Below are 10,168 nucleotides of genomic sequence, written 5' to 3'. Positions count from 1 at the left end.
CCTGCATGATTGCTTACTGGAAACCCCAGTGGTTGATGATTTGGTGCCTCAATGGATCAGGTAGGTGGCATCTTTGAGCACTTTCATCCTATAGTATATTAAACGAACGAAAGAGCCTGCGATGGAATTCACACAACAAATTGCGTTACTTTCCGCCATCTCTTTTTTCCTGTTCGGCCTGGTCACGGGTGTTTGGAAATACGTATGGATTCATCGTAATCCCGACGCGAAAGCTCCGGTTTACGTCGACATCTGCCACCGAAGCTCACTTCTTTATGCCTTCGCCTGTCTCTTGCTAGAGCGTATGGTCGAGGTGAGTAAGTTGCCTCACTCCATCGAAGTGCCTGCACTCATCGCGCCGATTGTTTTTTTTGGGCTTGCTGTAACTTCTTACGCAATTCATGGGTTGCTTCAGGACACGGACAATCAGCTTCAAAAACCTCACCGGCTGGGGCGGTACATGCTACCGACTTGGGTCATGCAAGCCTTTATGGCCGCGCTGATTATCACGGAGATAGGTGGTACCATGGTTTTGGCGGTCGGCGTTGTCTTGGCGCTTTGATTTTTTTGTATCATATTCAGAGAGCTGAACCTTCAAGTTCATTGTTGTTTCGTTAACTATCAATTCTACGCATTGCTCTCAACGATTACTCAATCGATGAATTAATGGACTAATGAATGGAATGCGTGGTGCGATTTGGACCCGTGATCTATATGCAACTGGCTTGCAAAAATAAGTTGTTTCGTCTATCCGCAAATTCGGAAGACAGAGGCACAATGAGCAAAAAGACACACCCACCGATCCCGGTAAACATTATCTCTGGACCTCTAGGAGTTGGGAAAACAACGACCATTAATCATCTACTTGCCCAGCGGCCAGCTCATGAAAAATGGGCTGTATTGGTAAACGAGTATGGTCTGGTGGGGTTGGATGCGGCTTTTATGGAGTCGGCCACAGCCACGGAGCAATCCAGTAAGCAAGAGGGTGGTGTGGAGATCAAGGAAGTCGCTGGCGGTTGTATTTGCTGCAGCGCAGGGTTCATGTTCGAGGTTTCGCTGGTGGTTCTGCTACAGCGGCGCCCAGATCGACTTATTATTGAACCCACAGGTTTGGCTGCTCTTTCAGGCATCTTGGATACCCTTGAACGCCGCGGAATTCGTGAGGCTGTAGACGTTCGCTCCGTAGTTTGCCTTCTTGATCCTGTTCAATTTAAGGAAGACCTCTTACGCGATGAAGTTCAAGACCAGGTTGAGGCCGCGGATATCTTGCTGGCCAACCGGACTGATTTGGCAAGCGCTTCGCAAATTGAAGCGTTCGATGAGTGGGCAAACAATCTCTTCCCGCCCAAAAGACACATCGCAAACGTTACCAAGGGAAGTATTTCGCTTGGTCTATTAGACCTCGTTATTCATCGAGAGACTTCCATAGCACGGGCAGGGCAGAGCCACGGTACAGATCACCATCACGAGCACCATGACCACCATAACCACCATGACCACCATGACCACCTCGAATTAAAGGCTACTCCGGTTGCGGAGCAGGGTGCGAAAATGGATATTTGCGATTCTTCTAACCCCATTATTCAGAGGTCGCACCGCTCGTCGTCCACATCGACCATAGGCTGGATTTGTTGGGACGGATTGGTTTTCGATGCAGAACGCACATCATGCTGGCTTAGTGAACTCTCTAAGCATGAAGGTACAAGCCGGGCCAAAGCTGTACTGAGAACCAACGAGGGCTGGTGGGGCTTTAACTTTGCCAAAGGCTTAGAGGAGGTCAGGCCAAGTGGATATCGTAGAGACTCCCGTTTGGAATTGATTATCGATGGCGATATTTTTCCGGATATCCAAGCTTTAGAGCAGGCTTTGAGAGCTTGCTTGTTGCCTCAGGCGGGCACGCCGAACCGCTGAATACGATTGACAATGAACGTTACGATTGTGCCCTTGCACAGAAATAGAACCAATTAATTCAAAGGACTTACGATGCAAGTACAGAAAGAATCAGTAGTTTCAATTCACTACACCCTAAAAGTTGAGAGTGGAGAAACCGTTCAAAACTCTCTTAACCAGGAGCCGGTAATTTATCTGCATGGCCATGGAAATCTCGTGTCTGGTTTGGAAGAAGCTCTAGAGGGGACAAGTGTTGGCGCGAAGGTTGAGGTTACGGTTCCTCCAGAAAAAGGGTACGGCGAGTATTCGATTGATTTAGTAAAGAGCGCGCCGCGGTCAGCTTTTCCTGCTGTTGAGAATATCGAGATAGGCATGGCATTTCTAGCTGAAACTGAAGCAGGGCAGCGCCAGTTTGTCGTCACGGCGGTGAATAGTGATGAAGTTGAAGTGAATGGAAACCATCCTCTCGCGGGAGAGACACTCACATACTCGGTTAGTATTGAAACAATCCGCGACAGCACTGTCACCGAGCGAGAGCAAGGTTACGTCAAGGTTGAGAGTTCTTGTCAGAAGACCGGCTGCTGCGATTGAGCCTATGCCCAGCTAAGGTTTGTTCTTCATTCGTTCATAATAAGTAAAAAGGTTTTAGTACAATCAAAGGATTATTTTATGCACAATCTACAATTATACTTCTTTCCTTGGGCTGGCCTCAAAGTCTACGAACGATTAGTTAGACCGTTAACGCGAAGTCGTTTAGATCTGCTGCAAAAACTTTAAGGTTACCCTTCGGTAGCGGTTTTGAACTTGGCACCGAAATTATGCCGTCTAGATACATTGTCATCCGAAATCAAAATGGTTATTGCTTCAACGAGGCAGAATATCTCGACCACCCTCCATCATTTAAAACCAGTTACTAAGCTAAGTTACGTTGAACCGTGAACGATAGGATTGTAGAATCGTATCATGTTTAACGGTTTGACCATCCATGTCTGACGACCACGGTTCCTTGCTTCATGTTGTGCGGGCAGACGGGGCAGCGACAAGTCTTGATCACCTCGGCGCACTCCTATCTAGCCGCGCAGAAGACCTTCAGAATAAACTTTTTCTTCACGGTGGACTTCTATTTCGCGGGTTCGACGTTGAGTCGCCGACTCATTTTAAGAGAGTCTTGAGTGACATCTTTCCAGGTTCCATGCTTCAGCCATATGTCGGAGGTGTGGGCTTTAAGAGACGGGTTTCCTCTGCGGTTTACACATCTACGGAGGTTCCAGCGTCGTTAACGATTAGCCCGCATAACGAGCTTGCCTACCTTCCGGGGGCACCTCCCTTTGTTTCCTTTTTCTGTCAACAACCCGCCAGTTCGGGTGGAAGAACCTCATTGGTTTGCGGTAAAGCCTTGTACGAGCAAATGCCACGTTCAATTCGCGAGTCGTTCGAATCAAAGGGTATCAAATATTCAAGAGTATATCGTCCGCCGGGACTGGCAAGAAGGTTTGGGATTCAACACCCACTGGCTGTCTCTTGGAGTGATGTCTTCGAATCCGACGACCCAAGTGAAGTAGAACGTCGCTGTTTAGAAAAAGCGCTTACGGTACGGTGGAGAGATGGAGGTGTGCTGGAAACGTCGATTGTGCTTCCTGCAATTATTAAACACCCTAAAACGAACGCTCCTCTTTGGTTTAATCAAGCTCATACCTTTCTTCCGACACCGGCGAGTGTGGGCCAGTTCCTATACGGCATCTATAAGTTTTTGTGGCTGTTTCCCAGTTTGAGGCAAGGTGAGGCATGGTTCGGCACAGGTGAAAAGATACCGATGAGTGTGGTCGACGAGATTCATACAACGATAAAGCAACACCAAAGATTTGTTGAGTGGCAATGTGGCGATGTCCTTGTGCTAGATAATTACAGGCTCTTGCACGGGCGCGAGGCCTACCGTGGTAAGCGCAAGGTTTTTGCTGCAATGCTTTAGCCTTTTATGGCTCCGGTCGGTACTGCAGATAACCCATGGCTTTTCGTTCTTCCTCTAATCTCGAAGAGCGTAGATAAAAAATGACCCAGGCGCGGTGATGTCGGATGAATCTTCACGAATAACTCGATAGCCTTGTCGTTCTAGGATGGAGCAGATGTCGGTATCAACGCTTTGACCAAGGAATGTATTGACCTCCATGGCGATGGAATCAATTTTCTCCCAGTGCTCTGGCCGAAGCCCTTGAAGCGCATCAACCTCAGAGCCTTGAATATCAATTTTCAGCAGGTCAATCTTGTCAACCTGCCACTCGTCTAGGAGGGTGCTAAGTGTTGCCATCTGGCACTTGTAGCGTTGTGAGACTGACAAAGCTCGGCGGAGCAGAAACGAAATCGCAACACGTCGCACAAAAGGAAACAAAGGTCCCCATAAAGCACCAAGAAAAAAGGCGCCTTTATGGATAGACCATAAGTCTTTCAAGGACACTTCAGCACCGCTGTAGAGGGCTGGCATACGCTCCACAGTTTGGGCGCCGTAGACAGAAGAGCACGCTGTTGCCTGCGGGAAGAAGGTCATTTCTCGAACTTCGTTCTTGGCTGCGATACCTCTCGGATCGATATGAATCTGATGCCCATCGATTGCGCCGAGGTTTGTAGACGATATCTGATATAGCGGGGGTAAGGGCTCACACGCATAGATATTTAGATTATTGGCTTGTGTGGTGCACCACAGAGAAAAGAGGCCCATGTTGGCTCCCAGGTCAACGACACATGCTCCGTCAGACAAACTGATGCCGTGGCGTGTATATGGGTTCTTATCAAAAATTTCATGCAGCAGAAGGTCAAGCTCTCGCTCCATGCCTGGCATCACCGCTAGTTTGAAGCCACGGCGTTTCAGGTGAACCAACGGTGTCGTATCGTGCTCTCGAACCAATTCAGTCACATTGACCTTTCTTTATCTCGTTGATGACATAGCACAAGTTGGTACTCTCAAAATAGATATTGATCGGTGTGCAACGCATAGCCTTCTACATTGGGCTGGTTCTTGATGATACTATCACAATATATTTGCTGTCTTGGGTTCTTCCATGTTTTCGGCAAGCGGAGAGCAAGTGGGCATGGATTCAGGCGCTAGGTGTTTGGTACATGTGTTATCTAAGCATTCGGTTGAGGTATTTGAATGAAGTTTCTTTTTAAGGCCACTTGCTGCAGCCAGAGACTGACGGCCACGCCTTGGCTGAGTCGGTGTTGAGCCCGTCCTCCCACGCTTAGTAAAGATGCTTCAATATCTTTATAGTCCGTGATTTCAGGAACCGGGTCACGAGGGCTTCCTCGAACGTTGTAATAAATGCTCTTGAGTTGGAGGCCGGGCTGCATGGGTGGGCATATCTTCTCGAAGAGTCTTCGGGTGGTTTCATTCCAAGTGCCCAAAATATAATCGTCGCCAGCAAAATTGCGCCAGGCATCTCTGAATTCATTTTGGGAGCTACCTTGAAGAACGGTGTTGGGTTTTAAACCGGTCCACTCAATTTCTTCATCAGTGGGAAAATATTCCTCCTGGTTTGGTTCGGGGCGCAGACCCATCGAAAAAGTTTCGCCACTAGATGGTTTATGTGCAGCCCAGTAATAAAGTTGGAGAGGACTTTTCGTTTGAGGATCACGAAAAAATTCACCGTAGCCTATGATTAAGTTTTTGAAGTCATGGGTGAACGCGGTGGGTAACGGCTTTCGTTTGGCTTTAACCTTTGCCCGGCGTCTTGGTCGTCCGGGGTGGGTCTTTTGAAACTGGATTTGGTTCTCGATCATTTGGTTGAAGGCTTCGACGAGGTGGATAGTCTCGTTGTTTTGGGGCTCTAGAATCGAGAGTGCTTGCCAGATGGCTTCGATGGTAGAACGGTGCTCGGCCTTGGGGGCCTTGCGGATTTTATAACCGCTTTGGACTTTTGGAGTGAGTTTATAATGAGGAAGCGTTCTTAAATTGGGATAGGTTCGGTAGATTGTTCGCGCAGTGTTCCAGGTCCCGTCGAGAACGACAAGGTTCTTGGGCCGCTGCTCTGGGGTACAATCGGCTAAGTCGACGGCGCTTTCTGAAGGGTATAATATGCCGCTTGGCATCGGGATACTTTTTTCAAGGCTTGCATTGCGTGCGTAGCCGGGCCAAGCGATTTCAAGTTTAACATTGGTAAGTGCCAGTGTGGCGATGCGTGCAGTTCCAAAAGGGTGATTGCGTTCTGCGGGATGCTGAAGAATAAAGATTCCGGTTTTGTTGTTTACGGTTTTAATAAGTGAACAGATGCAATGTGTTTGCGGTCGAAAGCACTCGTAACACATGGTGCGATGAGCTTGGGTTTCTTGGTTCATTGGGTTGGCCTTTTAGGCGAGGTCAGTGTTCCGGCTCTAGGAATAAAATCTTTACTCGAGACAGTAAACACTTCCGATGAGTTAAGGTTCACCTAGGTGTAGATTGCATCAGTTTTCCAAGCTATTTCAACATAATGGCCCCATTTATCAGTACTTCGGATGAATGCATAGGGGTTTCTAAAGCGTTCTTCGTCAGAGCTATTACCACCACAGCGGTTATAGCAACGGAACTTTATTGAGGTTCACAAACTCTGCCGATGTGATGCAAGCGCAAGAGAATCCAACGTCCAGAAGGCTTATTTCTCTGTACTGAGTTCAAAAGATTAGGGTATGTACCGAGAACAAATGAGCCAGGTAACGACTCTCATTGAATCATCAACAAGATTGGTAAGATGACGTTTTTCAATACATTTACGCGCGAGCGAGTTTTAAAGATACTCTTACGAACTGTCGTGGTTGTAGCCCTCCTGCCGGTGGGGCATATCTTTCTTGCCTTTGTGAATGACAATACACATCCAAGAGCAAACCCACCACCCGATGCCTTAAACGATGCGAGCCATCTGAACATCACAGTGGGAGTAGATATTGTTCATCTCTCTCCCGACTTGGAAGCAACCCAGGGACTTCTGCGAGATGCTTTTGAGAAATCAGTTGCCACCGAGAGGCCAGTTTCTATCGGTGGTGCGCGGCATTCTATGGGTCGCCAAAGCCTAAATCGGGGCGGAATTTATATCGATACAACAGGCTTCAACAGGATGAAGCTTGATGAAGAGTCAAACATCCTCAAGGTTCAGGCAGGTGCAATCTGGAAAGACGTCATTGCTTACCTTCATCCGCTCAACCGTGCAGTTTCTGTTATGCAAACCAATCATGATTTTTCTGTGGGCGGCACACTAAGTGTCAATGCGCATGGTTGGCAGCACGATAAGGGGCCTGTGGGCTCCACAGTGGTAAAGTTTGACCTGATGCTCGCCGATGGAACCATTCATCGCTGTAGCCCATCTGAAAATTCTGAATTGTTCAGTTTGGCGCTCGGTGGGTACGGGTTGTTTGGTGTTATTTTAGATGTTTGGCTCAATGTGGTGCCGAACGCGGTATACCAGTCCACTCATAAAACTTCCCAGCTCGATGGGTTTGTTGAGGTATGGAATGGACTCGCTCAAAAAGATAATGTGCAAATGCTGTATGGGCGTTTAAGCATCGATCCGGGTGACCTTTTCGGTGAAGTCCTTCTTACGGGTTACAGCCCTATTCCCTGGTCAAAGCCTATTCCACCGTTAGAGCCGCCCAAGCTAGGCCGGCTTGGTCGAGCGGTTTTCCGCGGGTCCGTTGAAAGTGATTTTGGCAAGAAAATTAGATGGACCCTTGAGAAGTGGGCCGGTGGTGAGGCCAGTGGAACGTACCCAAGATCCGTATTGCAAAATGAACCTGTTGAACTCTTTGCGAACCGTGATCCTGAGCGCACAGATATTCTTCATGAATACTTCATTCCGCCAGGGCAGGTTGTCTCTTTTATTAAAAGTGCAGGTGCTATCGTTTCATCTTGCGAAACAGATTTGTTGAATGTGACGGTTCGTTCCGTCAATGAAGACACAAGAAGTTTTCTGCGTTATGCAGACCAAGATATGTTTGCGCTGGTTATGCTCTTTAACTATGAACGAACGTTGGTGGCCGACAAGAAGATGCAGGCCTGCACCGTAAAACTTATTGATACGGCGCTTGCGCACAACGGGCGCTATTACCTGCCTTATCGCCTGCACGCTACTCAGGAGCAGTTTGAAAAGGCCTATCCTCAGGCGCGGTCGTTCTTTAGCGCGAAAATGAAGTGGGATGAAAATGAACTATTTCAAAATGGATTATACCACGCCTACGGAAAGTCGCTTTTGAGCGCAAAGTGACCCAATGGGGTGGGTGGTATTGATGCCGAGATTTATATTAAGAAGCTTACCTTGTGTGCTTGGCCGGCTTCTATCGCTTTTCCCAGGTTGAGTTGACGTCTCCACGAATCGCCAGGACCGTGACCACGCCATCGTAGTTGTCAGCGTCTAGAGCGAGTTCTTCGTCCAAAATGCGTGTAGAGTAGGTCCAGCCAGTAGGTGCCGTGAAGTAATCCAAAGCATCGGCCTCTTGAAAATCAATTGCTTGTATATTTTCCGGGTCCACATGGTGAGCAAAGAGAACGAAAATGTCTCCTTCTGGACTCGTGAGCTCATGAACCCGCATACCTGGAGTGAAAACCAAGAGGGTGTCGCGCTTTACCTGGACTTTGGCCACAATACCATTGGCCCCACTTTCCACGAATTCACCGTCGAGTGGTCTGGCAATTATTTTGTATTCGTTACCCGGCATATCGTCTAGGAAATCCACAGTGTCCGGGTGACCTTCCACAGACGGCGTACTCCTCATGCCAGAGTCCTCAGCTGAAAAGACTGCGATCTGAGCCGGCCCCTTTGTCCATCCGTCCGGGGGCACAATAGACTCCCATTGTTCGAAGGTGCATTCTTGGCATTCATAGGCCAAGGCAGCAAAGGGATTTTCCCCCGTGCTTTTCATCATTTTATGGGTGAAAGCTTTGACCGTTTCTTCGGCTTGGCCTGAGTCGACGTTGTCAGTGTTATCGTTTACATCCGTGCTGTTACCGGTGGGCGCAGACGTGGTGGGCTCTGCGCCGGTGCACGCTGCCATGAGCAGGATGCAGTATGTTATAGAAGAGGCTCGAAACAAGTGGGATGTAGTCATGTGGATTACCTTCTCTAGAATAAGTGTTCGGCATATTCTCTAACTATATGCTTATTACGTAAGGCGTTCTTAAGAAACCCACTATGACGCCAGCTGGCTTCACACCAACTCAACAAATAGCCACGGGTGAGGTCCACGTCCTGCCGGGTGGGCAAGTAGTTGTTTCGAGTTGATACACAGCGCAAGCGCTAAGCTTAGGTAGCCAAGTCTGGGGCCATACTTAGAAGCAACCGTGGTTTGGTGGTTAGCATATCATCTTTGGTCCAGACCACGTGGTCGTACGGTAAACCCTTAACCTGTGGATTCAGTAAAAGTTTGAGCCTACGTTCTTCACCATAAGAATCATTCAACTCCGATAAAACTTGGTCCACCTTCGTTGCTGCATCGAGCAGTTGCTTGACCTCTGGCGTCTCATCCCACTCTGGGCCTGCACCCTCGGGGCGACGAACGTAGAGGCATAGTTGATTTCCCTGGTCATTGGGTCCGAACAACCATTTACGTTCTAGGGTGAAATCAGAGCGTCGGATGGCTTCCGCCAAATTGGTTTCGTAAACGTTACTTTGATTCAAACGAGCAACATGGGCGGCTTTACATACAAATTCAATGATAGGCGAGGCGTTGAAGAAACCGGTGCACTTTACAATGTCGAACATGCGGTAACGGATCATGCCCATGGTGGTTGTAATCACCAGCTCATATTTATCACCTTCTTTTAAGTCCCATACTGAGACAAGGTTAGAAGATGTTGCTTCTTTGTCAACGGGTAAGAACTCTAGGATGTTCGCTCCGGGGTGCACTGCGCCGCCTAAGCTGTCGCCTTTCATCGGAACACAAAAATAACCCTCTGTTGCACAATACGGCAGATTGTAAACCGGCACGTCTCCTAAGACCTTGCTTAAGGCATCTTCTTGAAAGGCACTGATTCCGGAACGCCAGGAAAACACAGTATGCAAAGTGGGCCAAACGTCCTTCATTGTAAACTCATCTCGCGCAAACACTTCACGTAGATGCTTGAGCCGTGCAGCCGAGCATTTCAACGGCGGCAAGTGAGCGGGTAGAGTTTTCTTACCTTCCAAGTAAGGCCAATAGGAGTCTATCTCCGACAAAATGCGGTTCCAAAAACCATGAAAGATGCTTGGCAAAATCATGGTGGTATATTCAATCTCACCGGCAACGGTGTAGAGTCCTCCCCATTCGTGGAAGTCGTCGTCTG

The 10,168-nt window shown here is 48.3% G+C and carries 9 protein-coding genes; 5 read left to right on the top strand and 4 right to left on the bottom strand.

Annotated features, from left to right (window positions below):
• Nucleotides 1–121: 121 nt before the first annotated feature.
• The 4 genes from HOK28_12100 (at nt 122) to HOK28_12085 (ending at nt 3,859) form a co-directional block, all read left to right on the top strand.
• Nucleotides 122–562, top strand: a complete 441-nt coding sequence (locus tag HOK28_12100; protein ID MBT6433831.1) for a hypothetical protein — start codon at nt 122–124, stop codon at nt 560–562.
• Between the two features lie 215 nt (nt 563–777).
• Nucleotides 778–1,911, top strand: coding sequence for a GTP-binding protein (locus tag HOK28_12095; protein ID MBT6433830.1), 1,134 nt, complete (start codon nt 778–780; stop codon nt 1,909–1,911).
• Between the two features lie 72 nt (nt 1,912–1,983).
• Entirely contained in the window at nt 1,984–2,481 is a 498-nt protein-coding gene (locus HOK28_12090) for a peptidylprolyl isomerase (GenBank protein ID MBT6433829.1), read from the top strand.
• A 394-nt stretch (nt 2,482–2,875) separates the two neighbouring features.
• Nucleotides 2,876–3,859 carry a TauD/TfdA family dioxygenase gene (locus HOK28_12085; GenBank protein MBT6433828.1) on the top strand — a complete coding sequence of 328 codons (984 nt, stop codon included), beginning with the start codon at nt 2,876–2,878 and terminating at the stop codon, nt 3,857–3,859.
• A 54-nt stretch (nt 3,860–3,913) separates the two neighbouring features.
• Here HOK28_12085 and HOK28_12080 read toward each other — a convergent pair whose 3' ends face one another.
• On the bottom strand, nt 3,914–4,798 hold the full coding sequence (locus HOK28_12080) for an FkbM family methyltransferase (protein MBT6433827.1): 885 nt from the start codon (nt 4,796–4,798) through the stop codon (nt 3,914–3,916).
• A 212-nt stretch (nt 4,799–5,010) separates the two neighbouring features.
• Nucleotides 5,011–6,216 (bottom strand): DTW domain-containing protein, encoded by a 1,206-nt coding sequence (locus HOK28_12075; GenBank protein ID MBT6433826.1) that lies wholly within the window; start codon nt 6,214–6,216, stop codon nt 5,011–5,013.
• 392 nt (nt 6,217–6,608) lie between these two features.
• On the opposite strand from HOK28_12075, the gene HOK28_12070 reads away from it, so the two are divergent.
• Nucleotides 6,609–8,114 carry an FAD-binding oxidoreductase gene (locus tag HOK28_12070; protein MBT6433825.1) on the top strand — a complete coding sequence of 502 codons (1,506 nt, stop codon included), beginning with the start codon at nt 6,609–6,611 and terminating at the stop codon, nt 8,112–8,114.
• A gap of 70 nt (nt 8,115–8,184) precedes the next feature.
• Here the strand turns inward: HOK28_12070 and HOK28_12065 are convergent, their stop codons facing one another.
• Both HOK28_12065 and HOK28_12060 read right to left on the bottom strand, forming a co-directional pair.
• Nucleotides 8,185–8,955, bottom strand: a complete 771-nt coding sequence (locus tag HOK28_12065; protein MBT6433824.1) for a hypothetical protein — start codon at nt 8,953–8,955, stop codon at nt 8,185–8,187.
• Between the two features lie 194 nt (nt 8,956–9,149).
• Nucleotides 9,150–10,168, bottom strand: a 1,019-nt coding sequence (locus tag HOK28_12060) for a hypothetical protein (GenBank protein ID MBT6433823.1), incomplete at its 5' end; no start/stop codon positions are given.

Source organism: Deltaproteobacteria bacterium (assembly GCA_018668695.1).
Classification (GTDB): domain Bacteria; phylum Myxococcota; class XYA12-FULL-58-9; order XYA12-FULL-58-9; family JABJBS01; genus JABJBS01.
This window is presented reverse-complemented; position numbering and strand designations above follow the sequence as displayed.

Coding starts and splice junctions, on each gene's coding strand:
- HOK28_12100 (MBT6433831.1), top strand. CDS start 122: ATGGAATTCACACAACAAATTGCGTTACTTTCCGCCATCTCTTTTTTC.
- HOK28_12095 (MBT6433830.1), top strand. CDS start 778: ATGAGCAAAAAGACACACCCACCGATCCCGGTAAACATTATCTCTGGA.
- HOK28_12090 (MBT6433829.1), top strand. CDS start 1,984: ATGCAAGTACAGAAAGAATCAGTAGTTTCAATTCACTACACCCTAAAA.
- HOK28_12085 (MBT6433828.1), top strand. CDS start 2,876: ATGTCTGACGACCACGGTTCCTTGCTTCATGTTGTGCGGGCAGACGGG.
- HOK28_12075 (MBT6433826.1), bottom strand. CDS start 6,216: ATGAACCAAGAAACCCAAGCTCATCGCACCATGTGTTACGAGTGCTTT.
- HOK28_12070 (MBT6433825.1), top strand. CDS start 6,609: ATGACGTTTTTCAATACATTTACGCGCGAGCGAGTTTTAAAGATACTC.
- HOK28_12065 (MBT6433824.1), bottom strand. CDS start 8,955: ATGACTACATCCCACTTGTTTCGAGCCTCTTCTATAACATACTGCATC.